The organism is Nonomuraea sp. NPDC003709, assembly GCF_040610775.1.
GTDB lineage: Bacteria > Actinomycetota > Actinomycetes > Streptosporangiales > Streptosporangiaceae > Nonomuraea > Nonomuraea angiospora_A.
Genome location: NZ_JBEXMW010000004.1, coordinates 299,108 through 321,412, shown reverse-complemented (window position 1 = coordinate 321,412; position 22,305 = coordinate 299,108). Strand labels below are relative to the sequence as shown.

Genomic DNA, 22,305 nt, shown 5'->3' with positions numbered 1-22,305 from the left:
ACGCCTCATGAGCGAGGGGATCAAGGACGAATCCGAGCTGCCGGACGCAGCCGCGCAGTCCCGTGCGTCCGTACTACGCAGTCGTGCCGAATCGTACATCGCCCTGTCGAGGTATGACGCCGCGATCGCGGATCTGACGGAATCGATCGCGTTAGTACCGGACAACGCCCGCGCCTGGCGGCTGCGCGGCGAGAGCCATCGCGTCATCGAACGCTACGAGACCGCCCTGGAGGACTTCGACGAGGCGCTCAAGCTGGAGCCGGACAGCGCGTACGCGCTGGGCTCCCGGGGCCAGACGTACGCCGCGATGGGCCGCCTGGACGAGGCCATGACCGACTTCGAGCACGCCCTCACCCTCTCCCCCGACTCCCTGTGGATCCTGGAGGCGAAGGCCGACGTCCTGGTGGACCTGGACCGCCTGGACGAGGCCCTGGAGGAACACGCCAAGATCATCGCTCTGAACGCGGACCTGCCCTACTCCTGGGCCGCCCGGGGCGACCTGTACCAGCGCATGCACCTCTACGCCGAGGCCATCGAGGACTACACGAAGGCGCTGGAGGCGAACCCGGAGTACGTGCGCGCGCTGAGCCGGCGCGGCGAGGCGTACCGCATGATCGACCGGTACGAGGAGGCGCTGGCGGACCTGAGCCGCGCGGTGGAGCTGGACCCCGAGAACGACCGGGCCTATGGCAGCCGGGGGGCGGTGCTGAGCGAGCTGGGCGACAACGAGGCGGCGCTGAGCGATCTGAACCGGGCGATCGAGCTGGATCCCGAGTACATCTGGGCATTCCGCGTACGCGGGGAGATCCTGCAGGAGGCGGACCGCCACGAGGAGGCGATCTCCGACTTCACCCGGGCCCTGCACCTGGAGTTCGGGGACTGACCTCGCGGGCGGGAGTGGCGGCCAGGTGCGAGACCTGGCCGCGCCCCCGTCTATGCGTTGCGGGTCTCCAGCAACCGGTCGAGCCTGCGGCCGAGGTCGACCATGTCGTGCCGCAGGGAGTCGAATACCCCGAGGATCTCCGCGCGGGCGGAGATGAATTGATCGTTGGTCTGCCGTCGAAGACCTGTCAGTTCGTCGCCCAGGGCCGCGAAGTCCTGGGAGATCTCCAGCTGAACATCCGCGATCTCGGCCCGCATCTCGGCGACGGCGATGTCCGCCGAGGTGATCTTCGAGCCTTTCGCGCGTGTACGTCTCCCCGTTCGCAGGTGGGCATGGCTGTAGTCGTCAGAATCTGCGTCACCGGAACGCACGATCGCTTCGAACGCGTCGATGCGGAGCTTCAAAGCGCGGATCTCCGCCTCAATGTCCACGTACTCCTGCCTTTGCATGTACTCGGAAGGGATTCCGTGCCCCGATGACGCGGATCTCCGCTTCCCCTGAGACATCGTCGCAGGTAGCGCGAGATTGCGAGGCTCGGCGAGAACGCTCTGGGTGTGGTTTTCTCTGTCTCGGGAGTGCCAGAGATCTCTGCGGGGATGACGTATGTAAGCCGCGCGGTCGCAGGAAAAGACCAACCATCCGATGACTCTCCAAGGGGGATAAATGCGGAGGGATATGTGCATGATGGTCGGCATGATTGACAAGATCGCGTGGATCCACCTGGCGGACGGCAAGATCCTCAGTACCCGGTCACGGGGCAAGACCGTCTACTACCTCCCCGGCGGCAAGCGCGAACCCGGCGAGAGCGACCTCGACACCCTCGTCCGCGAGATCGACGAGGAGCTGTCGGTCGCCATCGTCCCCTCCACCGCCGTCCACCTGGGCACGTACCAGGCTCAGGCGGACAGCCACGCCGACGGCGTGATCGTGAAGATGACCTGCTACACCGCCGACCACGAGGGGACGCCGACGCCCAGCAGCGAGATCGAGGAGGTGGTGTGGCTCACCTACGCCGACCGCGACCGCGTGGCGCCCGTGGACCAGATCATCTTCGACGACCTCCACCAGGACGGCCGCCTGAGCTGACCCGATGTCCGTCGGGGCGCATCGGGCCGTCCGGGGGTCACCCCGGACGGCCGTCGGGTCGCCTACCCCGCCCAGGCGGGCAGGGGGAGGCGGGGCGCGGACAGGGGGCGCATGGCGATGCGGAGCAGGGCCAGCGCGTTGTCGTCGCCCGCGATGCGGTTGGCGCTGAGCTCGTCGCAGGACTGGCAGTGGTGGATGATCAGCCACTCCCCGTCCGGCCGGACGGTGATGCTCAGCGCCGCCATCCTGCCCCGGCAGGCCGCGCGGCGGTCCCCCGGGATCCGGTGGTCGACGTGCAGGCTCGTCAGGCAGTGCGGGCAGTGGTTACGGTGGGCGGTGCCCGGCGCGATCATCGGGACGTCCAGCCTGCAGGAGACACAGCGGAACGCGTCCGGGTGATGCGCCTTCTTGCGTTGCCGGGCCCTGTCCCGGGCCGGGTTCCTCCTGGGCATGTCACAGACCGCCGAACGCCTCGAGCGGGAACGGCGGCTGCGCCAGCGGCCGTACGGCCATGCGCATGAGGATGAGCTGGTTGTCGTCCCCGCAGATGGGGTTGGACGTCAGCTCACCGCACCGGGTGCAGCGGTGGATGAGCATCCAGTCGCCGGTGCGCAGGACCGCGATCGAGATCGGGATCATCCGCGCCCCGCACTCCGAGGGGCCGCCTTCCGCACGGTCGAGCACGTGCTGCGAGTGCAGGCAACTCGGACAGTGGTTGCGGCGGGTGCCGTCCGGTGCGGTCACGGCCACGGTCAGGCCGCAGCGCACGCACGGGAAGGTGTCGGTGTTCACGATGGAACGAGGTTTGCCGTTGGTGGACAACCTGGGTACTCCTTGCCGGAATGACTTTGTCGAAAGGCAGCAAGAGAGCGCCGAGCGAGCCTCGCGGTGTATGCGGGCATGCTGGTACGGCAGGCGGTCCGGCCGGTCAGAGGTGGGGTTTCAGAGGCAGGATCCGCCCACGGCACGACGAGGCGCGCAAGGCGCGGTGCCAGGCATTAATCCACCCCTCCCCAGATCATGAGTTCCATCGTCAGGACATCAGGGAGATTAGCGGGGCGAGTCCGGCGGCCGCGAATGGTTTTCCTGGCTGTCTGGTTTCCTGGCCGTCTGGTTTCCTGGCCATCGACCGAATGATCTTCTAGGTTCGGACGTATGGGCATCGGGACCACCGAGGAACACCAGGCGCTGGCCGACTCCGTACGGGGGCTCGCCACGCGCACGACCGAGCACGCGGCTCTGGCGGGGCAGGGGATTCTGGGGCTGCATCTGCCCGAGGAGTGCGGCGGGCAGGGGTATGGGCTGCTGGAGCTGTGCGTCGCGCTGGAGGCGCTGGGTGAGCGGCGGGTCCCGGGCGCGTACCTGCCGACCGTACTGACCTCGGCCGCACTTACCTGGCCCGGACCTGCCCGCCCGGCCGGAGGCGCCGTGACCGCCGCGTCGCTGATCGCGGGGCTCGCCGACGGATCCGTGACCGCCGCCGTCGCGTTCCCCGCCGAGGATGGCGATCCGGGACGCGTTCTGGCGCTGGGCTCGCCGGAGGCCGACCTCTTCCTCGTGCCGGTGGACGGCCGGGGATGGGCGGTGCTCGACCGTGCCGACGTCGTCGCCGAACCCGCCGACGGCGTCGACCTCGACCGGCCGCTCTGCTACGTCGCCGCGCGCACCATGCCCGCCGACCGGGTCCTCGGCGAGGTGCCGGTACGGGAACTCGCCGCCGTACTGCTCGGGGCGGACGCGTGCGGCGTGGCGGCGTGGGCCGTGCGGACGGCGGCCGAGTACGCCAAGGTACGCGAGCAGTTCGGGCGGCCGATCGGGCAGTTCCAAGGGGTCAAGCACCGGGTGGCCGCCGCGCTCGTGACCCTCGAACAGGCACGCGCCGCCGTATGGGACGCCGCCAGAGCCCTGGACGCCACACCCGGGGGCGGACCTGGGGGCGAAATCCGGGCGGAGGACGTCACCGGAGGCGGGCTCGGGGACAAGGCCCGGGCGGAGGACGTCACCGGAGGCGGGCTCGGGGACGAGGTCAGGCTGGCGGTGGGGGTGGCCGGGGTGCTGGGGACCGAGGCGGCCGTGCGGTGCGTGGCGGATGCGATCCAGGTGCTCGGCGGCATCGGCTACACCTTCGAGCACGACGCGCACCGCTACTACCGCCGGGCCCTGTCCGACCGCATGCTGGCCGGCGACCCGGGACCGTGGGCCGAGGAGGTGGCCGGGCTGGCGGCGGCCGGGGTGCGGCGGGCGATGGAGCCGGACCTGCCTGAGGAGGCGGGCGCCGTCAGGGACGCCATCAGGGCGGAGGCCGAGTCGCTGCGAGCCGAGGAGCCGCTGGCCCGGCTGGGCAGGTTCGCGAGGGAGGGGTGGATCATGCCGTACCTGCCCAGGCCCTGGGGCAGGGACGCCTCGCCGCTGGAGCAGGTGATCATCCATCAGGAGTTCCGCGACCTCAAGCGGCCGAACCTGGGCATCGCGGCCTGGGCCGTCCCCTCCATCGTCCGGTACGGCACGCGGGAGCAGCAGGAGCGGTTCCTGCCGAGGACGTTCACCGGGGAGATCGTGTGGTGCCAGCTGTTCAGCGAGCCCGGCGCCGGGTCGGACCTGGCCGGGCTGGCGACGAAGGCCACGAGGGTGGAGGGCGGCTGGTCGCTGACGGGTCAGAAGATCTGGACGTCCCTCGCGCAGTTCGCCCATTGGGGCATCTGCCTCGCCCGGACTTCTCCCGAAAAAGCGAAACATAACGGGATCACGTACTTCCTGGTGGACATGGCATCCCCGGGAGTCACCGTCAGACCGCTCAAGGAGATCAACGGGGACGAGGTGTTCAACGAGGTCTTCCTCGACGACGTCTTCGTACCGGACGACCTGGTCGTCGGCGCGGTGGACGAGGGCTGGCGGGTGGCCCGCGACACGCTCTCCCACGAACGTGTCGCGCTCGGCGACTCCTGGGGCCCCGGCTCGCAGCACACCGACATGGCCGAGCTGATCGCGACGCTGCCCCCGCTCCGGCAGTCGCAACGCGAGCAGGCCGGTCGGCTGTGGGCCGAGGGCCAGGCCATCTCGGCACTCGGCCTGCGCGTGACACTCTCCAAGCTGTCCGGCGTGGACGCCGCGACCGCGTCCAGCGTGCGGAAGTTGCTCGGTATGCGGCACGCTCAGGCGATCTCGGAGTTCTGCTGGTCGCTGGCCCCGGCGAGCCGCCGCTGGAACCGCATGATCCTCGCGACGCGGGCGTTCACGATCGGCGGCGGCACCACGGAGGTGCAGCTCAACATCATCGCCGAACGCGCCCTCGGCCTGCCGCGCGACCCCTGATCAGCTCTTGGGGTAGTACGGCGCCGCCAGGTGCGCGTACACGATCGTGTTGTCCCGGTAGCTGTGCGCCTGCCGGTCGAACGTCCCGCCGCAGGTCACCAGCCGCAGCCCGGGATAGGCGAGCCTGCCGTACACCTTCTTGACGGGGAAGCTGCGCTTCGGCGTGTGCTCGACCTTGTCGACGACGAACACGGCCACCGAGCGGTCGGCACGCAGCACCTGCACCTGGTCGCCGCGCTTGACGTTCTTGAGGTTGGCGAAGACGGCGGGGCCGGACCTGGTGTCCAGGTGGCCGGTGATCACGGCGGCGCCGCGCTGGCCGGGCACGGGGCCGTAGCGGTACCAGCCGGCCAGGTCCGGAGGGTCGAACGGCGGGTTCTCGATGGCGCCCGCCGCGTCCAGGCCCAGCTCCATGAGCGAGGCGGCCACGCCGATGGACGGGATGTAGACGGCGGTCGGCTTGGCGGCCCGCATGGGCGCGGCCACCTTGCCGAGCGGCAGGCCGGTGACCGGGGCAGCACCCTCGACGGGTCCGCGCCGCGTGGCGGCGACGGGCTCCGGCTCGGGCTCCCCGCCCACGATGCCGCTCAGCCCGAGCCCGATCAGCAACGCCCCGGCCAACGACACCGCACCGGCCACGACCAGCATCCCCCGCTGCCCGGACCTCCGGCCACCGCCCAGGTCCCGGCGCGCGGATGGGTCCCGGCTCGGGGTTTCCGCTGCGGCCAAGCTAGGCGACACCTCTGCGGCGTCGTACCGCGGCTCCGGCCAGCCCCGCGCCCGTCAGCAGCGCCACCCCGCCCAGCGCGAACGGCCACATCGGGTCGTCCGGGGCGAGCCCGCCGCCACCGGTCTCCGGGTGCCCCCTCGGCACTCGGTGCTCGTTCTCGGCCGCGGGCCGCCACGGCCGGGCGGACTCCTCCGGCCCCGGCCAGGATCGGCCGGGATCGGGCTCGGCGGAGGGCGGCGGGCTCGGCTCCTCAGGCTCGGGTTCGGGCTGCTCGTCGCAGAGCAGCGGCAGCGGAAGCAGGCAGGTGGGCAGATCGACCGGTAGGTCAACCGGCAGGTCGGGACCGGTGCGGGCGGAGGCATGGGACGGGCCCGCCGCCAGGGTCACTCCTCCGACCACGAAGACGGCCACCAGCGCCGCGAGATGTCGCGCTTTTGCCATGAGAGAAGGCTCCAGAATCGGTTGTCCCCCCGATACACAAGAGAGCCTTGCGAATTATTAGATAACGAGTCAAGTAATGTGATCGAAGTGAAACCAGCCAGACACGGAGGGTTTAAGCACGCCCCAACGTGGCAGGAAATAACCGCATAAAGGGGGACAAATGCCATGAGCAATCCACAGCAGCCCGAGATTCGCAGATCAGGCAAATCGCCCACCGAGTTCAAGTCCACCCACCTCGTCTCCGACAAGCAGCGCGGCGCCAGGCGCGCCGAGCACCCGCACTCCACGGACAAGGGCAACAAAGGGGGCGGCAAGGGCGGAGGCGTGCCTCCCGACCAGCGCTCGCCGTACCCGGGGTGAGCCGAGGTGAAAGGCAGCCTGCAGTTCATCGGCAACGCGACCACGCTGATCCGCTACAACGGCCTCACGCTGCTGACCGATCCCAACTTCCTGCACCGGGGCCAGCGGGCCTACCTGGGCTACGGCCTGTCCTCATGCCGCCTCACCGACCCGGCCCTGGAGATCGAGGACCTGCCGCCGCTCGACGGGGTGGTGCTGTCGCACCTGCACGGTGACCACTGGGACCGGGTCGCCCGCAGGAAACTGGACAAGGGCACGGTGATCGTCACGACGACCGCGGCGGCCCGCAGACTCCGGCTCCAGGGCTTCCGCCGCAGCGTAGGGCTGGAGGAATGGCACACGCACGAGCTACGCGGCCCGCACGGCACGGTCAGGATCACCGCTCTGCCCGCCAAGCACGCGCCGGGCCCGGCCGAGGCGCTGCTGCCGCCCGTGATCGGCACGATGCTGGAGTTCCGCAACCTGGACGAACGGCTGGAGCTGACCGTGCACATCAGCGGCGACACGCTGCTCGACCGCCGCCTGGACGCGATCCCGCGCCGCTTCCCCGACGTCGACCTGGCCATCGTGCACCTGGGCGGCGCCCGGCTGCTCGGCCTCCTGCTCGTCACGATGGACGGCGAGCAGGGCGCGTCGTGGTGCGACCTGATCAACCCGCACGCGGTCGTACCGGTGCACTACGACGACTACGCCGCCTTCAGCTCACCGCTGGAGGACTTCCGCCACCACATCGAGCAGAACGGCCTGGCCGACCGGGTGGTCTACATGCGGCGAGGCGAGATCCGCGAACTCGCCCCGCACCACCTCGTCCGCTAGTCGGCGTTCCGGGCCCGGCTCGGCTGCACGCGCATGGGCTCGCCCGGCATCTTCGGGTAGTTGGGCGGGTACGGCATGTCGCCCCGGTCGTCCTTGGCGTAGAGCTCCAGCAGCGGCTCGATCGAGTGCGCCACGTCGTCGATGGCCGCGTGCACGTCGCCCACCTCGGCGAACCGGGCCGGCACCGTACGGATGTCGAAGTCACGCGGGTCGGCGTCGACCAGCTCGTCCCAGGTCAGCGGGGCCGAGACGGGGGCATGCGGCTGGGCCCTGACGGAGTAGGCGCTGGCGATCGTACGGTCCCGGGCGTTCTGGTTGAAGTCGATGAACACCCGCTCCCCGCGCTCCTCCTTCCACCACGCCGTGGTCACCAGCCCCGGGTCCCGGTCCTCGACGGCCCTGGCCAGGGCGATGCCGGCGTGACGTACCTGGATGAAGTCCCAGTGCGGCTCGATGCGTACGGCGATGTGCACGCCGCGGTTGCCCGACGTCTTCACGAACCCGGTCATCCCCAGCTCCCCCAGCACCTCCCTGGTGAGCAGCGCGGCCTTGCGGGCGGCGTCGAAGTCCAGGCCCGGCTGCGGGTCCAGGTCGACGCGCAGCTCGTCGGGATGCTCGACGTCGGAGGCCCGCACCTGCCAGGGGTGGAAGTCGATGGTGCCGAGGTTCGCGCCCCAGGCGATGGCCGCCACCTCGGTGACCCGCAGCGACTGCGCCGTACGACCGCTCGGGAACCGCACCGTCACCGACTGGAGCCAGTCGGGGTGCTTGGGTGGCATCCGCTTCTGATAGATCGCCTCGGTCTGTACGCCGTCGGGGTGGCGCTTGAGGTTGGTGGGCCGGTCCTTGAGCGCGCGCAGGGCGCCCTCGCCGACGCTCACGTAGTACTCGACCAGCTCCCGCTTGGTGGCGCCGATCTCCGGGAAGTAGACCTTGTCGGGGTTGGTGACCTTGACGGTCCGCTCCCCCACCTGCAGCTCGATGTACGGCGATGCCATGCACCGAACATACTCTCCACTCGTGGAGGGGGCTCCGTCGCCTCACGTGCTCCCGACGCTCCTCAGTCCAGGCAACGGCGCTCCCTCGCGTGCCATGGCCGAGGTGGGCCCGTCCCGGAGCCGCCTCGGTGGCGGGACCGAGGGCTCGACGGGACGGGCCGCTAGATCACCCGCCGCCGTTCCGGGCGCTGGCGCGCCACCCGGCCGGCCGTGGCGATCCCCAGCGGCTCCAGCACGGGCGTGGGCTGTGCCGCCTGGCGGGATCTGCGGATGATCTCACCCCTGACAGGAGGCGATGACACCCCCTTGCCTACAAAGACGCGAATTCACCCCAGAACAGATGCTTCAGCCTGCGAAGATCTCTTTTTGCCTGATCTCTCATCGCCTCCGATCTCGTACGCTGGACGCATGGAGAAGGTGGTCAAGAGCGAGGCCGAGTGGCGGGTCCAGCTCTCGCCTGAGGAGTTCCACGTCCTCAGGGAGGCCGGGACCGAGCGCCCGTTCACGGGCGAATACGTGGACACCAAGGCGGAGGGCGTCTACTCGTGCCGCGCGTGCGGGGCGGAGCTGTTCCGGTCGGACACGAAGTTCGAGTCGCACTGCGGGTGGCCGAGCTTCTTCGCGCCGGGCGACTCCGACGCGGTCCGGCTGATCGAGGATGACAGCCATGGAATGGTGCGTACGGAGGTGCGGTGCGCGCGGTGCGACTCGCATCTGGGGCACGTGTTCCACGGAGAGGGATATCCCACTCCGACCGACGATCGTTACTGCATCAACTCGATCTCCCTTAGGCTTGAACCCAAGGGGTGATCGGCCAGCGACAGCGCGTACTGATCACCTGCCTCGGGTAGGAGTTTTGTGTGCGCTTTGTCCATCTGCGCCATCGCTGGGTGACGATTGAGGCCATCGGGCGGGTCGTGACGCAACGGTGTGAGGTGTGCGCCAAGACCCGCGTCCGGGTCCGTTAGTCAGGGGCGGGGTGGGTGACGCGACAGCTGGTGTCGGACGGGCCGAGGATGTTGGCGAGCACGGGATTGCCGTTCTCGCCGAACTCGGCCTGTACGAACACGACCGGATGGGCCACGCCCCTCGCGCGCAGGTACGCCAGACCGCGCTCGCACAGCGTGATCGCTGAGGACGAGTTCCCCGCCGTTTCCGGTAGATCCGTGTAAATGCGCAAATATCCGCCGACCGTGCGGATGTCCTTGAGGCGTTTCAGCGCCTTGTCGTCCGGGCCCCAGTGCGTACGGAAATACTCGGCCGCCTGCTGATCGGTGTGCCGCGACGGGCCGTTCGCCTTGTACCCCTCCGCCTCGCCGGGGTCGGGACCGCCCGCCAGGTCCTCCGCGTCGGTGGTGCCCGGCACCAGCCCCTGCTCGACCGTACCGGGAGAAACCGCACCCGGGCTCGGAGCGGCCTGGGACGGCGGCTCCGACTTCGGCAGCTCACGCGTCCTGACCTCCGCGCTCACCCCCGCACTGGTGGTGCCGCCGCCCTTTCCCGGCAGTGCCGCGGAGCCGTTCTCCGGCTCCACCCGAGCCTGCGGCGCCGGTCGCGCCTGCTGGGACGAGGCGGCGGTCAGCGCCCCGCCGAAGGTCCCGTTCGCGCCGAGCACCGCGGCCACGCCGCCGGCCAACGCCATGGCCCCGACCGCGCCGACCGCCCACCGCCGGCCCCGACCGCGCCGCCGCGAGCGCGTCGCCACATGACGGCCTGCCCCGCGCCGCCGGCTCCCCCGTTTTCCCGATCCACCCATCACCCCGCCCTCCCCGCCACCGTGGGACGCCGCCCCGGACCCCGCGTGCCTTGGAACGTGCCACCGCAAGCCGCCCGTACGAACAGAGGATTTCCCTGATTGTGACAAAGCGGATAGATCAAGTCGCCCGGATCGCCAACTTCGGCCTCGCTCTTTCTGCCGTTATCCGGAAAGCCCCGGGGGCAGCAAGGAAGAGCAGGGACAGTCCAGGCCGCAGGATGGGCAGGGGGTGGGCCCGTGGCTGAGACAACCGGCAGGGTGGTGTTGGTGACGGGGGCCAGCAGCGGAATCGGCGCGGCCACCGCACGCCTTCTGGCCGCGCGAGGAATGCGCGTGGTGGTCAACTACCTCCGCAGCACCAGGGCGGCCGAGGAGGTCGTGGCCGGCATCGAAGCCGCCGGCGGCCGGGCCATGGCCGCGCAGGCCGACGTACGCGAGGCGACGGCGGTCGGGCGCATGATCCGGCAGGTCGAGGCGGCATGGGGCGGCATCGACGTGCTCGTGCACAACGCGCTCACCCCATATGTGATCAAGCATTTCCAGGACATGACATGGGAGGAGCTGGGCGGGAAGCTCGACGACGAGATGCGTGCGGCGTTCACGGTCACCAAGGCCGTCCTGCCCGCCATGACCGAACAGAGCTGGGGACGCATCATCTATCTCGGCACCGGCCTCAGCCGCCGGCCCCGGGAGGGCATGGTCGCGCTGGGCACGGCCAAGGCGGCACTGGCGCAGTTCGCCCGCTACCTCGCCCAGGAACTGGGCCCGCGCGGCATCACGGTCAACGTCGTCGAGCCCGGCCCGGTCGCGGACACCCGGATGGCGAACGTGCTCGACGAGGAGCTCGTACAGCGGCAGGTGGCCGCCACCCCGCTGGGCCGCCTGGCGCACCCGGGCGACGTCGCCCAAGTGGTCGCCTTCTACGCGAGCGAGGACAACGCCTTCATGACCGGTACCACGGCCGCGGTCAACGGCGGGATGGCCATGTACTGATGTACACGATCGATCTCGCCTACGTCGGGCGCGGCCTGCACGAGGAACTGGTCGCCTACATCGCCGACCAGCAGGGCTACTACGCCGACGAGGGCGTCCACGTCGCGCTGCGGGACGGCTGCTCCTGGGACGAGGAGCGGCTGCGCCACGTCGCCACCATCGGGCTCGGCCGGGCGCTGCTGTCCCGGCTGGCCGACGGCGTGCCCTGGGTCGCGCTCAACGTCAACACCCACCGCCCACTGTTCTGGTTCCTCGCCCGCGCCGGTCTGACCTCGCTGGCCGATCTGGCCGGTCGGCGGGTCGCGGTGCACGCCCCGCAGACCGCACCGGGGTGCTTCGCCCGGATCGTGCTGCGCCGGGCCGGCCTCGACCCGGACCTCGACATCCGCGCCGTCGTCCGCCCGCCCGGCGACTACGGCATGGACCTGCGGCTGCTGCACGAGGGCAGGATCGACGCCGCCCTGGTCGGCAGCACCATGGCACCGGAGGCGGTGGCCGCCGAGCACGGCTGGCGGGTGCCGGCCTGGGTCGGCGACCACTTCCAGATCCCCACCGTCGGGGTGGCCGTCGATCCCACCCACATCCCTCCGGACGACCCCGCGGTCCAGGCCGTCGTACGAGCCCATCGGCGCGCCCTGCGGGTGATCCACGACGAACCCGACACCGCGGTGCGGCACATCCGGACGTTCCTCGGCCGGCACACCGCGGACGAGGCCCGAGCCCACTACGAGACGTTCATCGCCCCGTATTTCACCACCGAGGGCCAAGCCGACCTCGCCGTCGGCGCCACCGCGATCACCGCGGTCGCCGCCGAACTCGGCGTCCCCGCCACCGTCACCGCGGCCGAGTTCTACCGCACCGCGACCACCGCACCTTAGGGCAGGGCCGCGATCAGCTCCCGCACCGGCTTGCGGGCGCCCGTGTAGAACGGGATCTCCACGCGCGTGTGGCGGCGGGCCTGGGCGCCCCGCAGCGTACGCATCAGGTCGACGATCCTGTGCAGCTCGTCGGCCTCGAACGCCAGCATCCACTCGTAGTCGTTGAGCGAGAAGCACGCCACCGTGTTGGCCCGCACGTCGGGATAGTCGCGCGCCATCCTGCCGTGCTCGGCCAGCATGGCCCGGCGCTCGGAGTCCTCGAGCAGATACCACTCGTACGACCGCACGAACGGATAGACGCTCACGTAGGCCCGCGGCTCCTCCTCCGCGAGGAAGGCCGGGATGTGCGACTTGTTGAACTCGGCCGGCCGGTGCAGCGCCATGGCCGACCAGACCGGCCTGCTGTGGCGGCCCAGCTCGGTGCGCCGGAACCTGGAGTAGACGTCCTGCAGGTCCTCGGCGGTGGGCGCGTGCCACCAGAACATGAAGTCGGCGTCGGCCCGCAGCCCGGCCACGTCGTAGACCCCCCTGGTCACGACGCCCTTGCCGGCGGCCTGGTCCAGCAGCTCCTCGACCTCACCCGCCAGGCCCTCGCGGTCGGCGGGACACGGCTCGGTCACCTGGAAGACCGACCACATCGTGTAACGGATCACCTGGTTGAGATCGCGGGCCTTGGGCCGCGGGGCTGCCTCTGTCATAGCCTCTATTGTCCTCTCGGGGACAGGTGGTCCAGAATCCGGGCCGCGGCCGTACGCGCCGTGCCGATGCAGGCCGGGATGCCGATCCCGTCGTACGCGGCGCCGCAGACGGCCAGCCCGGGCTGCACGGCCACAGCCGCGCGCACCCTGGCCACCCGGTCGAGGTGACCCACGTTGTACTGCGGCAGCGCGCCGCCCCAGCGCGTGACCCGGGTGTCCAGCGGCAGCCCGCTGGTGCCCATCACGTCGGCCATCTCGGCGGCGGCCAGCGACACCAGCTCGGTGTCGTCCCGCTGGAGCAGGTGCTCCTCGCCGACCCTGCCGATCGAGCAGCGCAGGATCACCATGTCCTTGGCCAGGTGCGGCCACTTGACCGAGCTGAACGTGACCGCCTTGACCGCCCGTCCCTCCACAGGCGGCACCAGGTAGCCGCTGGAGGCGGGCGGTTCGGGGAAGGCGTCGATCGGGTACGCGAGCGTGACGATGGCCATGCTGGCGTACTCGATCCTGGCCAGCTCGCTCGCCGCCTTGGGCACCTCGGCCTTGAGCAGCCGGGAGGCCGCGGGCCCCGGCGTGGCCACGATCACCGCGTCCGCCTCGATGACCTCGGGCCGCGGGACCGGGCCGGTGACGAGCTGCCAGCCGTCGCCGGTCCTGCGCAGCTCGCGTACGGTGACGCCGGTCCTGATGTCCGCGCCCGACGCCTTGGCGACCGCCTCCGCGAGGCTGCCGACGCCGTTCTTGAGGGTCGTGAAGACCGGCCCCGCGTCCTTCGGCGCCTCCTCGACGAGCTGCCTGGCCCCGGTCAGCAGCGAGCGCTCGGAGCGCGCCACCGCCGCCACCCGCGGCATCGTGGCCTCCAGCGACAACATGTCGGACCGGCCCGCGTAGACGCCGCCGAGCAGCGGCTCGACCAGCCGTTCCACGACCTCGGCGCCCATCCTGGCCCGGATGTACGCGGCCACGGACACATCGGTGCGGACGAGCGTCGCCGGCAGGATCTGGTCGAGCGGCACGCGCAGCAGGCCGCCGGGCGAGACGATGCCGGACTTGGCCAGCTCGGTGAGGTCGGCGGGCACGCCCATGACCTGGCCCTTCGGCATCGGCCGCAGCGTGCCCCTGCTGTAGACGGCCGAGCCGGCGGTGCCGGGGAAGACCAGGTCGTCGCCGAGCCCCACCGCTCCGGCCAGCTCCTTGCCCTCGGGCCGCCTGGCCAGCATGGCCTCCGCGCCCGCGTCCACGCTCACCCCGGCGACCTCCGAGGCGTACAGCTTGCCGCCGATGCGCGAGGCGCCCTCCAGCACGGTCACCTTGACCCGCTCGCCCCCGCTCTGGCGGAGATACCACGCGGCGGCGAGACCGGAGATCCCCCCGCCGATGACGACCACGTGGGCCCGATTCCCTTCCACGCCTCCTGACGCTACCGCCTCAGCGCCCTGCCTCCCCCCTTGGGTGCGAGGGAGCGCCGTTGCCTGGACTGAGGAGCGTCGGGAGCGCAGCGACCAGAGCGACGAGGGAAGGCAACGGCTCCCCAGCGACCGAGCCGTCTCCACGGAGTGGAGACCATAAGCAGGGTGACCGTAACGTGATTCATCCGCTCAAACCGGGGTTATCTCGCGTCCGTCTTATGGGCATGAGGAGAATCCGGTACGGAATCGCACTCGCGACCGCCTGCTCAGCCCTGCTCCTGGCCGGCTGCGGCGGCGGCAGCCGCTCGAACGTCCTCACCAGCGACGCGGGCGGCGAGGCGGCCGCACCGGCCGTGGCCTCCGCGGCGCCGGATCAGGCGCAGGAGCAGGACGTCGGCAAGCAGCCGAGACCCCAGCGTCAGGACAACGGCGGGCTGGTCTCGAACGTCAAGCTCACCCAGCAGGACCGCCAGGTCATCTACACCGGCAGCATGACCGTACGGGCCAAGCAGGTCACCGCCGCCGTGCAGCAGGCCAAGCAGATCGTGACGTCGGCGGGCGGCTACCTGTCCAAGGAGGAGACCAGCTCGGCCAGTGACACCGAGGACACGGCCATGCTGGAGTTCAAGGTCCCGCCGGACAAGTACGCCGAGGTGCTCGGCCGGCTCGGCAAGGACCTGGGCAAGCAGCTGTCCATGAACCAGGGCACCCAGGACGTCACCATGCAGATGGCCGACGTCAACAGCCGGCTCAAGTCGGCGCAGCAGTCGCTGGACTCGCTGCGTACGCTGCTGAAGAAGGCCGACACGATCGGGCAGGTCCTGCAGGTGGAGCGGGAGATCTCCACGCGCGAGGCGGACCTGGAGTCGCTGCAGGCGCAGCAGAAGGAGCTGACCACGCAGGTCGCCATGGCCACGCTGACGCTCCGGCTGGTCGGGCCGGTCACCGAGGTCCAGGATCCCGAGGAGGAGCCCGCGGGTTTCCTGGGCGGGCTGAAGGCGGGCTGGAAGGCGCTTGTGTCGTTCACGAAGATCGCGCTGACGGTGCTCGGCGCGCTGCTGCCGTGGCTGATCGCGTCGCTGCCCCTGATCGCGCTGGTGATCTACCTGGCGCGGCGCAATCGCGTCAGGCGTCCCACCGTCCCCACGCCCCCACCGGGCCCCGGCCCCGAGGCGGCCTGACCGCCCAGAGACCGGGTACTGAGGCCGGGTACGCCGTCCGGGCCGGCCCGTCGTGGGCCGACCCGGACGTCGATCATCAGACCAGGTCGAACCGGTCGAGATTCATGACCTTGTCCCACGCCGCGACGAAGTCCGTCACGAACTTCTCCTTCGCGTCGTCGCTCGCGTAGACCTCCGCGACCGCGCGCAGCTCGGAGTTGGACCCGAAGACGAGGTCGGCCCGGCTGCCGGTCCACTTGACCGCACCGGTGACGTCGTCCTTGGCCTCGAACGTGTTCGCGTCCTCGGACGTCGCCGTCCACGTCGTGCCCAGGTCGAGCAGGTTGACGAAGAAGTCGTTGGTCAGCGCCCCGGGGGTCGCGGTGAGGACGCCGAGCTGCGACTGCTGGTAGTTCGCACCCAGGACGCGCAGGCCGCCGACGAGGACCGTCAGCTCGGGAGCGCTCAGGGTCAGCAGGTTGGCCCGGTCGATGAGCAGGTACTCGGCCGGCAGCCGGTTGCCCTTCCCGAGGTAGTTGCGGAACCCGTCGGCGGCCGGCTCGAGCGCGGCGAACGACTCGACGTCGGTCTGCTCCTGCGCGGCGTCCACGCGGCCCGGCGTGAAGGGCACCTGGACGTCGAAGCCGGCGTCCTTGGCGGCCTTCTCCACGGCCGCGGCACCGGCCAGCACGATCACGTCGGCCAGCGAGACCTGCTTGCCGCCGGTCTGGGCGCCGTTGAACGCCTTCTGGATCCCCTCAAGGGTGCCCAGCACCGCCGCCAGCTGGTCGGGGTCGTTGACCTCCCACCCGCTCTGCGGCTGCAGGCGGATGCGCGCGCCGTTGGCGCCGCCGCGCTTGTCGCTGCCGCGGAAGGACGCGGCCGACGCCCACGCGGTGGAGACGAGCTGCGACACCGACAGGCCCGAGGCCAGGACCTGGCCCTTGAGGGCGGCGATGTCGGCGGCGTCGACGAGCTCGTGCGTCACCGCGGGCAGCGGGTCCTGCCAGAGCAGCGTCTCGGACGGGACCTCCGGGCCGAGGTAGCGCACGATCGGGCCCATGTCGCGGTGGGTCAGCTTGTACCACGCGCGGGCGAAGGCGTCCGCGAACTCGGCGGGGTTCTCCAGGAAGCGCCGCGAGATCGGCTCGTAGACCGGGTCGAACCGGAGCGAGAGGTCCGTGGTCAGCATCGTCGGAGCGTGGCTCTTCGACGCGTCGTGGGCGTCGGGGACGGTGTCCGCGCCCGCGCCGTCCTTCGGCCGCCACTGGTTGGCGCCGGCGGGGCTCTGGAACAGCTCCCACTCGTAGCCGAACAGGATCTCGAAGAAGCTGTTGTCCCAGGTGATCGGGGTGTTCGTCCAGATGCCCTCGAGACCGCTGGTGATCGTGTCGCCACCCTTGCCGGTGCCGAAGCTGTTCCTCCAGCCGAAGCCCTGCGCCTCGATCGGGGCGGCCTCGGGGTCGGCGCCGACGCTGTCGGCCGGGCCGGCGCCGTGGGTCTTGCCGAAGGTGTGACCGCCGGCGATCAGGGCGACCGTCTCCTCGTCGTTCATCGCCATCCGGCGGAACGTCTCACGGATGTCGCGGGCCGCGGCCAGCGGGTCGGGGTTGCCGTTCGGGCCCTCCGGGTTGACGTAGATGAGGCCCATCTGGACCGCGCCCAGCGGGTTCTCCAGCTCGCGGTCGCCGGTGTAGCGCTCGTCGCCGAGCCAGGTGCTCTCGGGGCCCCAGTAGACGTCCTCGTCAGGCTCCCAGACGTCCGCGCGGCCGCCGGCGAAGCCGAAGGTCTCGAAGCCCATCGTCTCCAGGGCGACGTTGCCGGCGAGGATCATGAGGTCGGCCCACGAGAGCTTCTGGCCGTACTTCTTCTTGACCGGCCAGAGCAGGCGGCGGGCCTTGTCGAGGTTGCCGTTGTCGGGCCAGCTGTTGAGCGGGGCGAAACGCTGCTGCCCGGCCCCGGCGCCGCCGCGGCCGTCGCTGATCCGGTACGTGCCCGCGCTGTGCCAGGCCATCCGGATGATGAACGGGCCGTAGTGACCGAAGTCGGCCGGCCACCAGTCCTGCGAGGTCGTCAGCACCTCCGCGATGTCCCGCTTGACGGCCGGGAGGTCCAGGCTCTTGAACGCCTCGGCGTAGTCGAACTCCTGGCCGAGGGGGTTGGTCTCGGCGGGGTTCTTGGCGAGGATCCTCAGGTTGAGCCGCTCCGGCCACCACTGGCGGTTTCCGCCGCCCTGAGTCGGATGCGGGGCGCGCTGGTGCGCGACCGGGCAGCCTGCGCCTTCTGCCTTCGCGTCAGTGACGATTGCATCATGGTTCTCAGACATGGGAATCCTTCCGGACTAGATCACGGTGCTCAGGCACTGCGGGCGGTGGAACATGCGGGGCACAGGCCCCAGTAGATGACCTCGGCCTCGTCGATCGTGAAGCCGTGGGCGTCGGACGCGGTCAGGCAGGGCACCTCGCCCACCGCGCAGTCGACGTCGGCGACGACACCGCACGAGCGGCACACGACGTGGTGGTGGTTGTCGCCGATGCGTCCCTCGAACCGGGCCGGGCTGCCGGCCGGTTCGATGCGACGTACGAGTCCCGCTGCGGTGAGCGCGTGCAGGGCCTCGTACACGGCTTGAAGGGAGACATGACCGACACGGTCGCGCACCCCGGAGGCGATCGCCTCGACATCGAGGTGATCGCCCTCCCGGACGGTCTCGAGCAGCGCGACGCGGGCGGCCGTCACTCTCAGGCCTACACCGCGCAGCTCCTCGGCGGTGGTCTTCATAAACACGAACTATACAAGATAATGAATGATCCAAGTCTAGTGACGCGCCGGAAAACATTCCGTGACATGCGAAAAGGCCTGCCCCGCGCGCTGCGGGACAGGCCTCGAATCTGCTGCCGGGTGTCAGCCGGTGACGCTCGCCTCGTGGACCAGCTCGGTGAGGCGCTTGAGCTGGTCGGGGTCGGTCGAGGGCAGCACGCCGTGCCCCAGGTTGAACACGTGCCCCTCGGCCGCCCGGCCCTGGCGCAGCACCTCGCGTGCCTTGCGCTCGACGACCTCCCAGGGTGCCAGGAGCACGGCCGGGTCGAGGTTGCCCTGGAGCGCCCGGCCGGGGCCGACCCGGCGGGCGGCCTCGTCGAGCGGCACCCGCCAGTCCACGCCCACCACGTCGGCCCCGGCCTCGCCGAGCACGCCGAGCAGCTCGCCCGTGCCGACGCCGAAGTGGATGCGCGGCACGTCCGTCACTCCCTCGAAGATCCGCCGCGTGTACGGCAGGACGAACTCCCGGTAGTCGGCCGGCGCCACCGCCCCCACCCAGGAGTCGAAGAGCTGCACCGCCGAGGCCCCCGCCGCGATCTGGATGCGCAGGTGCTCCAGCACGATCGTGGACAGCCGCTCCATGAGCGCGTGCCACAGCTTCGGCTCGCCGTACATCATGGCCTTGGTGTGGTCGTGGTTCTTGGACGGGCCGCCCTCGATCAGGTAGGAGCCGAGCGTGAACGGCGCCCCGGCGAAGCCGATCAGCGGCGTGCCGCCCAGCTCGCCGGTCAGCGCGCGGATGGCCTCGGTGACGTACGGCACGTCGTCCGGCTCCAGCGGGCGCAGCGCGTCGATGCCCTTGGCGTCGCGGATCGGGTCGGCCACGACGGGGCCGACGCCCGGCTTGATGTCGAGATCGACGCCGATGGCCTTGAGCGGGACGACGATGTCGCTGAAGAAGACGGCCGCGTCCACGCCGTAGCGGCGCACGGGCTGCATGGTGATCTCGACGATCAGATCGGGCCTCGCGCAGGCGGTGAGCATCGGCACGCCCCCGCGGACCTTATGGTATTCCGGCAGCGCCCGCCCTGCCTGGCGCATGTACCAGACCGGGGTGTGCGGGACGGGCTGGCGGCGGCAGGCACGCAGGAACGCTGAGTCGGCGAGGTTCACCCCACAAGGGTGCCATGGCGGGGCGGCGGTCCCGACACTGGCGCGAGGTGTCGGAAAAACATCGATCGAACACCCCAAGTCATGATCAGATAGCCAGATGAAGGTTTACCGGTCTGCTCGGCATCGGCATCGCACGAGGGTCGAACACACCCCATGCCCGGCCAGAGTGCCGGTCTCGACTGGGCCAAATGTTCACCAACCCCCCGCGCGGCATCGATTCAGAGACCACTTTCGGGACACGCCGAGCGCGTTGCGGGGAAATGTCAGCGGCTCGTGCCAACGTCGGAGCCACGACCCGAAGAAAGGCCCCGGTTCGATGACTCGTGCGACTACCGCGTTGTGGACTTCCCCAGAGCGCCGCAATGAGCGCTGCCTGTCCTGTGCCGGCGAGCGGCTGTTCGAGCAGCCGCCGTGCCTCGACGGGCACGAGCCCGGCCACTGCCCGGAGTGGGCCTGCGTCGAGTGCGGTCACGCGATCGTCATCGGCACCGCCGAGTCCGTCCGACAGGTTCGCCAGCTGGTTACGGCAGCGGCTTGATCACGAAGGATGAGCACCCCTGTGGTCCCCTTCCGTCCGACTTCGACCTACGCTTCCGCTATGACACTCAGTGACCCGCCTCCTCCGCCCGCGGCGTTCACGCGCGCGGCGGAGAGCATGCGGTTGACCGAGGTCAGGCCGGAGATCGAGCTGGAGGAGCTGCCCGCGCCGCAGCGGCTGGCCCCCTACTCGTCGGCCATCGGCGCGTCGGTCTACCGCGACGACGAAGAGCTCGCGGTGGGCAGGCTGATCCTGCTCTACGACCCTGACGGCCAGCGCGGGTGGGAGGGCCCGTTCCGGCTGGTGGCCTACGTCAGGGCCGACATGGAGCCGGAGATCACCTCCGACCCGCTGCTCGGGCCGGTCGTCTGGAGCTGGCTGACGGAAGCTCTGGAGGCCCACCAAGCCGACTACTCCGCCGCTGGCGGTACCGTGACAAGAGCCGTGTCAGAGGGCTTCGGCAACAAAGCCGAAGACCCGGTCACGACCGAGCTCGAGCTACGGGCGTCCTGGTCACCCGCGCAGGAGGATCTCTCCGGCCACGTCGCCGCCTGGTGCGACCTCATGTGCCTGGCGGCGGGGATCCCGCCGCTCCCGCCCGACGTGGCCGCCCTTCCCCGCCGCCGTGATGATCCGGAGAGTGACCGTACGAAGTGAGGGCACCAGTCAAGACAGCACAAGCGTCATGAGGTCGGTGAACTCGTGACAGAAGAACATACCGTCGTGCCGCTCCTGGAGCCGCGCGAGGGCATTCCAGCGGTCATCGCGGACGCCGACGCGCTGACTGAAATCGTTTCGCGTTTCGCTGCGGGCAAGGGTCCCGTGGCGGTCGACGCCGAACGCGCCTCGGGCTATCGGTACGGCAACCGCGCCTACCTCGTACAGCTGCGCCGGGCCGGGGCCGGGACCGCGTTGATCGACCCGATCGCCTGCCCCGACCTGTCCGCGCTCGACGCGGCCGTGGCCGAGGCGGAGATCGTGCTGCACGCCGCCTCCCAGGACCTGCCGTGCCTGCTCGAGGTGGGGTTCAGGCCGCGGGAGATGTTCGACACGGAGCTGGCGGGGCGGCTGCTCGGCTACGAGCGGGTCGGACTCGGCACGATGGTCGAGACCGTGCTCGGGCTGCGCCTGGAAAAGGGACACTCGGCCGCCGACTGGTCCACTCGGCCGCTGCCGGAAGACTGGCTGCGGTACGCGGCCCTCGACGTGGAAGTGCTCGTCGAGCTCCGCGACGTGCTCCACCAGGAGCTGGCCGACAGCGGGAAGCTGGAGTGGGCGCGCGAGGAGTTCGCCGCCGTGCTCAACACGCCGCCGCCCGTGCCGCGGTCCGATCCCTGGCGGCGTACGTCGGGCATCCACAAGGTCCGGAACGTACGCGCGCTGGCGATCGTGCGGGAGTTGTGGACCATGCGCGACAGGATCGCCCGGGAATCCGACCTGGCGCCGGGGCGGGTGTTGCCCGACGCGGCCATCGTCACCGCCGCGCTGGAGGGACCCCGCACCAAGAAGGCCTTGACCGAAATATCAGCATTCACCGGGCGTAGCGCACGCCGCCACATGGGCGACTGGCTCGCCGCCGTCACCCGGGCCCGCGGACTGCCGGACAACCAGCTCCCGCAGCCGAGCACCCCGGGCGACGGACCGCCACCGCCCAACCGCTGGGCCGACCGCGACCCGGCCGCCGCCAAACGCCTCGCCGCCGCGCGAGCGGTGGTGGCGGGGCTGGCCGAGCAGCACCACATGCCGACCGAGAACCTGCTCCAGCCGGACGCGGTCCGGCGGCTCACCTGGGAGCCGCCGGAGGAGATCACCGAGGAGACGGTGACGGAGCGGCTGCGCGAGCTCGGGGCCCGCGAGTGGCAGCTCTCCCTGACGGCCCACCCCATCACCAAGGCCCTGGGCCGCCTCGAACCCCGCGGCGACCTCTAGCACCCCGCGCCTCACCGCAACGCGCCCCGACCCACCCGAACCCGGGAGGGTCGGGGCGCGTCGCACATCCGCGGTCTGGTCCGCGCACGGCCCCACCGGCGCGCCGCAAGACGCCAACGACCCACGACGCCGACACCCGCCTCGCGCCCGACCGCCCGACCGGGCACCGCACTCGAACGCCGGGCCGGGCACCGCGCGCGTTGCGCCGGCTACCACCGCACGCCCGAGCACCGCGCCCGAACGCCGGGCTGAGCGCCGTGCCCAAGCACCGCGCCCGATCGCCCTTGCGCCCCCGGGCATCGCGCCCGAACGCACCGTGCCCGAGTGTCCTTGCGGGCCCGGGTCCCGGGCTTGGGCGGTGGGTTTTCGGGTGTGTGGGGGTTGGGGC

At 70.7% G+C, this 22,305-nt stretch carries 24 protein-coding genes; 11 read left to right on the top strand and 13 right to left on the bottom strand.

From position 1 onward, the window contains the following. Positions 1-7: 7 nt before the first annotated feature. Entirely contained in the window at positions 8-883 is an 876-nt protein-coding gene (locus ABZX61_RS14225) for a tetratricopeptide repeat protein (RefSeq protein ID WP_350722720.1), read from the top strand. A 50-nt stretch (positions 884-933) separates the two neighbouring features. Here ABZX61_RS14225 and ABZX61_RS14220 read toward each other — a convergent pair whose 3' ends face one another. Then, entirely contained in the window at positions 934-1,314 is a 381-nt protein-coding gene (locus tag ABZX61_RS14220) for a hypothetical protein (protein WP_350722722.1), read from the bottom strand. Between the two features lie 262 nt (positions 1,315-1,576). Here ABZX61_RS14220 and ABZX61_RS14215 point away from each other — a divergent pair, with 262 nt between their 5' ends. Beyond that, entirely contained in the window at positions 1,577-1,969 is a 393-nt protein-coding gene (locus ABZX61_RS14215; protein WP_355194519.1) for an NUDIX domain-containing protein, read from the top strand. A 62-nt stretch (positions 1,970-2,031) separates the two neighbouring features. On the opposite strand, the gene ABZX61_RS14210 is transcribed toward ABZX61_RS14215, so the two are convergent. After that, a complete protein-coding gene (locus ABZX61_RS14210) occupies positions 2,032-2,421 on the bottom strand; it encodes an RNHCP domain-containing protein (protein ID WP_350722725.1) in 390 nt (129 codons plus the stop codon). Between the two features lies 1 nt (position 2,422). After that, positions 2,423-2,791, bottom strand: a complete 369-nt coding sequence (locus ABZX61_RS14205) for an RNHCP domain-containing protein (RefSeq protein ID WP_350722726.1) — start codon at positions 2,789-2,791, stop codon at positions 2,423-2,425. Positions 2,792-3,124: 333 nt separating this feature from the next. On the opposite strand from ABZX61_RS14205, the gene ABZX61_RS14200 reads away from it, so the two are divergent. Beyond that, complete coding sequence (locus ABZX61_RS14200; protein ID WP_355194517.1) at positions 3,125-5,281, top strand: acyl-CoA dehydrogenase; 2,157 nt, start codon at positions 3,125-3,127, stop codon at positions 5,279-5,281. Here ABZX61_RS14200 and ABZX61_RS14195 read toward each other — a convergent pair whose 3' ends face one another. Beyond that, positions 5,282-6,010: a class F sortase gene (locus ABZX61_RS14195; RefSeq protein ID WP_355194515.1), complete on the bottom strand. Its 729-nt coding sequence runs from the start codon at positions 6,008-6,010 to the stop codon at positions 5,282-5,284. It lies immediately after the preceding gene. Between the two features lies 1 nt (position 6,011). Continuing rightward, complete coding sequence (locus ABZX61_RS14190) at positions 6,012-6,452, bottom strand: hypothetical protein (RefSeq protein WP_355194513.1); 441 nt, start codon at positions 6,450-6,452, stop codon at positions 6,012-6,014. 165 nt (positions 6,453-6,617) lie between these two features. Here ABZX61_RS14190 and ABZX61_RS14185 point away from each other — a divergent pair, with 165 nt between their 5' ends. Both ABZX61_RS14185 and ABZX61_RS14180 read left to right on the top strand, forming a co-directional pair. Next, entirely contained in the window at positions 6,618-6,812 is a 195-nt protein-coding gene (locus tag ABZX61_RS14185; protein ID WP_355194511.1) for a hypothetical protein, read from the top strand. Positions 6,813-6,818: 6 nt separating this feature from the next. Beyond that, the gene (locus ABZX61_RS14180; RefSeq protein ID WP_355194509.1) at positions 6,819-7,628 is read left to right on the top strand and encodes an MBL fold metallo-hydrolase; all 810 of its coding nucleotides are present in this window, start codon (positions 6,819-6,821) and stop codon (positions 7,626-7,628) included. Here the strand turns inward: ABZX61_RS14180 and ligD are convergent. Together ligD and ABZX61_RS14170 are read right to left on the bottom strand one after the other, a co-directional pair. Beyond that, entirely contained in the window at positions 7,625-8,626 is a 1,002-nt protein-coding gene (ligD, locus tag ABZX61_RS14175; protein WP_355194507.1) for a non-homologous end-joining DNA ligase, read from the bottom strand. The two genes, ABZX61_RS14180 and ligD, sit on opposite strands and share 4 nt — an antisense overlap. A 161-nt stretch (positions 8,627-8,787) precedes the next feature. Further along, positions 8,788-8,928 carry a hypothetical protein gene (locus tag ABZX61_RS14170; RefSeq protein WP_350722739.1) on the bottom strand — a complete coding sequence of 47 codons (141 nt, stop codon included), beginning with the start codon at positions 8,926-8,928 and terminating at the stop codon, positions 8,788-8,790. A 106-nt stretch (positions 8,929-9,034) separates the two neighbouring features. Here ABZX61_RS14170 and msrB point away from each other — a divergent pair, with 106 nt between their 5' ends. Next, a complete protein-coding gene (gene msrB / locus ABZX61_RS14165) occupies positions 9,035-9,436 on the top strand; it encodes a peptide-methionine (R)-S-oxide reductase MsrB (protein WP_355194505.1) in 402 nt (133 codons plus the stop codon). A 154-nt stretch (positions 9,437-9,590) separates the two neighbouring features. On the opposite strand, the gene ABZX61_RS14160 is transcribed toward msrB, so the two are convergent. Beyond that, positions 9,591-10,268 (bottom strand): hypothetical protein, encoded by a 678-nt coding sequence (locus ABZX61_RS14160; RefSeq protein ID WP_355194503.1) that lies wholly within the window; start codon positions 10,266-10,268, stop codon positions 9,591-9,593. Positions 10,269-10,619: 351 nt separating this feature from the next. Here ABZX61_RS14160 and ABZX61_RS14155 point away from each other — a divergent pair, with 351 nt between their 5' ends. Together ABZX61_RS14155 and ABZX61_RS14150 are read left to right on the top strand one after the other, a co-directional pair. After that, the gene (locus ABZX61_RS14155; protein ID WP_355194501.1) at positions 10,620-11,375 is read left to right on the top strand and encodes an SDR family oxidoreductase; all 756 of its coding nucleotides are present in this window, start codon (positions 10,620-10,622) and stop codon (positions 11,373-11,375) included. After that, positions 11,375-12,253 (top strand): ABC transporter substrate-binding protein, encoded by an 879-nt coding sequence (locus tag ABZX61_RS14150; RefSeq protein WP_355194499.1) that lies wholly within the window; start codon positions 11,375-11,377, stop codon positions 12,251-12,253. Before ABZX61_RS14155 ends, ABZX61_RS14150 begins: the two co-directional genes overlap by 1 nt. Here ABZX61_RS14150 and hemQ read toward each other — a convergent pair. Both hemQ and hemG read right to left on the bottom strand, forming a co-directional pair. Continuing rightward, on the bottom strand, positions 12,250-12,951 hold the full coding sequence (gene hemQ, locus ABZX61_RS14145) for a hydrogen peroxide-dependent heme synthase (protein ID WP_350722748.1): 702 nt from the start codon (positions 12,949-12,951) through the stop codon (positions 12,250-12,252). The two genes, ABZX61_RS14150 and hemQ, sit on opposite strands and share 4 nt — an antisense overlap. A gap of 5 nt (positions 12,952-12,956) precedes the next feature. Beyond that, positions 12,957-14,360 carry a protoporphyrinogen oxidase gene (gene hemG, locus ABZX61_RS14140; RefSeq protein ID WP_355194496.1) on the bottom strand — a complete coding sequence of 468 codons (1,404 nt, stop codon included), beginning with the start codon at positions 14,358-14,360 and terminating at the stop codon, positions 12,957-12,959. 224 nt (positions 14,361-14,584) lie between these two features. On the opposite strand from hemG, the gene ABZX61_RS14135 reads away from it, so the two are divergent. Beyond that, the gene (locus tag ABZX61_RS14135) at positions 14,585-15,541 is read left to right on the top strand and encodes a DUF4349 domain-containing protein (RefSeq protein WP_355194494.1); all 957 of its coding nucleotides are present in this window, start codon (positions 14,585-14,587) and stop codon (positions 15,539-15,541) included. Positions 15,542-15,617: 76 nt separating this feature from the next. Here the strand turns inward: ABZX61_RS14135 and katG are convergent, their stop codons facing one another. The 3 genes from katG to hemE form a co-directional block, all read right to left on the bottom strand. Further along, complete coding sequence (gene katG, locus ABZX61_RS14130) at positions 15,618-17,846, bottom strand: catalase/peroxidase HPI (protein WP_355194492.1); 2,229 nt, start codon at positions 17,844-17,846, stop codon at positions 15,618-15,620. Between the two features lie 29 nt (positions 17,847-17,875). After that, entirely contained in the window at positions 17,876-18,298 is a 423-nt protein-coding gene (locus tag ABZX61_RS14125) for a Fur family transcriptional regulator (RefSeq protein ID WP_355194490.1), read from the bottom strand. A gap of 123 nt (positions 18,299-18,421) precedes the next feature. Further along, the gene (gene hemE / locus ABZX61_RS14120) at positions 18,422-19,426 is read right to left on the bottom strand and encodes a uroporphyrinogen decarboxylase (protein WP_355195178.1); all 1,005 of its coding nucleotides are present in this window, start codon (positions 19,424-19,426) and stop codon (positions 18,422-18,424) included. Positions 19,427-20,048: 622 nt separating this feature from the next. Here hemE and ABZX61_RS14115 point away from each other — a divergent pair. Continuing rightward, complete coding sequence (locus ABZX61_RS14115; protein ID WP_355194488.1) at positions 20,049-20,645, top strand: DUF3000 domain-containing protein; 597 nt, start codon at positions 20,049-20,051, stop codon at positions 20,643-20,645. A gap of 45 nt (positions 20,646-20,690) precedes the next feature. Continuing rightward, positions 20,691-21,917, top strand: coding sequence for a ribonuclease D (locus ABZX61_RS14110; RefSeq protein WP_355194486.1), 1,227 nt, complete (start codon positions 20,691-20,693; stop codon positions 21,915-21,917). The last annotated feature ends 388 nt before the right edge of the window (positions 21,918-22,305 follow it).

Bases quoted from the DNA above. Each gene is read 5' to 3' on its own strand.
- ABZX61_RS14160 (WP_355194503.1), bottom strand. From the start codon at position 10,268: ATGGCGTTGGCCGGCGGCGTGGCCGCGGTGCTCGGCGCGAACGGGACC.
- ABZX61_RS14225 (WP_350722720.1), top strand. From the start codon at position 8: ATGAGCGAGGGGATCAAGGACGAATCCGAGCTGCCGGACGCAGCCGCG.
- ligD (WP_355194507.1), bottom strand. From the start codon at position 8,626: ATGGCATCGCCGTACATCGAGCTGCAGGTGGGGGAGCGGACCGTCAAG.
- ABZX61_RS14210 (WP_350722725.1), bottom strand. From the start codon at position 2,421: ATGCCCAGGAGGAACCCGGCCCGGGACAGGGCCCGGCAACGCAAGAAG.
- ABZX61_RS14135 (WP_355194494.1), top strand. From the start codon at position 14,585: ATGAGGAGAATCCGGTACGGAATCGCACTCGCGACCGCCTGCTCAGCC.
- ABZX61_RS14185 (WP_355194511.1), top strand. From the start codon at position 6,618: ATGAGCAATCCACAGCAGCCCGAGATTCGCAGATCAGGCAAATCGCCC.
- katG (WP_355194492.1), bottom strand. From the start codon at position 17,846: ATGTCTGAGAACCATGATGCAATCGTCACTGACGCGAAGGCAGAAGGC.
- ABZX61_RS14150 (WP_355194499.1), top strand. From the start codon at position 11,375: ATGTACACGATCGATCTCGCCTACGTCGGGCGCGGCCTGCACGAGGAA.
- hemQ (WP_350722748.1), bottom strand. From the start codon at position 12,951: ATGACAGAGGCAGCCCCGCGGCCCAAGGCCCGCGATCTCAACCAGGTG.
- ABZX61_RS14125 (WP_355194490.1), bottom strand. From the start codon at position 18,298: ATGAAGACCACCGCCGAGGAGCTGCGCGGTGTAGGCCTGAGAGTGACG.
- ABZX61_RS14115 (WP_355194488.1), top strand. From the start codon at position 20,049: ATGACACTCAGTGACCCGCCTCCTCCGCCCGCGGCGTTCACGCGCGCG.
- ABZX61_RS14215 (WP_355194519.1), top strand. From the start codon at position 1,577: ATGATTGACAAGATCGCGTGGATCCACCTGGCGGACGGCAAGATCCTC.
- ABZX61_RS14200 (WP_355194517.1), top strand. From the start codon at position 3,125: ATGGGCATCGGGACCACCGAGGAACACCAGGCGCTGGCCGACTCCGTA.
- msrB (WP_355194505.1), top strand. From the start codon at position 9,035: ATGGAGAAGGTGGTCAAGAGCGAGGCCGAGTGGCGGGTCCAGCTCTCG.
- ABZX61_RS14190 (WP_355194513.1), bottom strand. From the start codon at position 6,452: ATGGCAAAAGCGCGACATCTCGCGGCGCTGGTGGCCGTCTTCGTGGTC.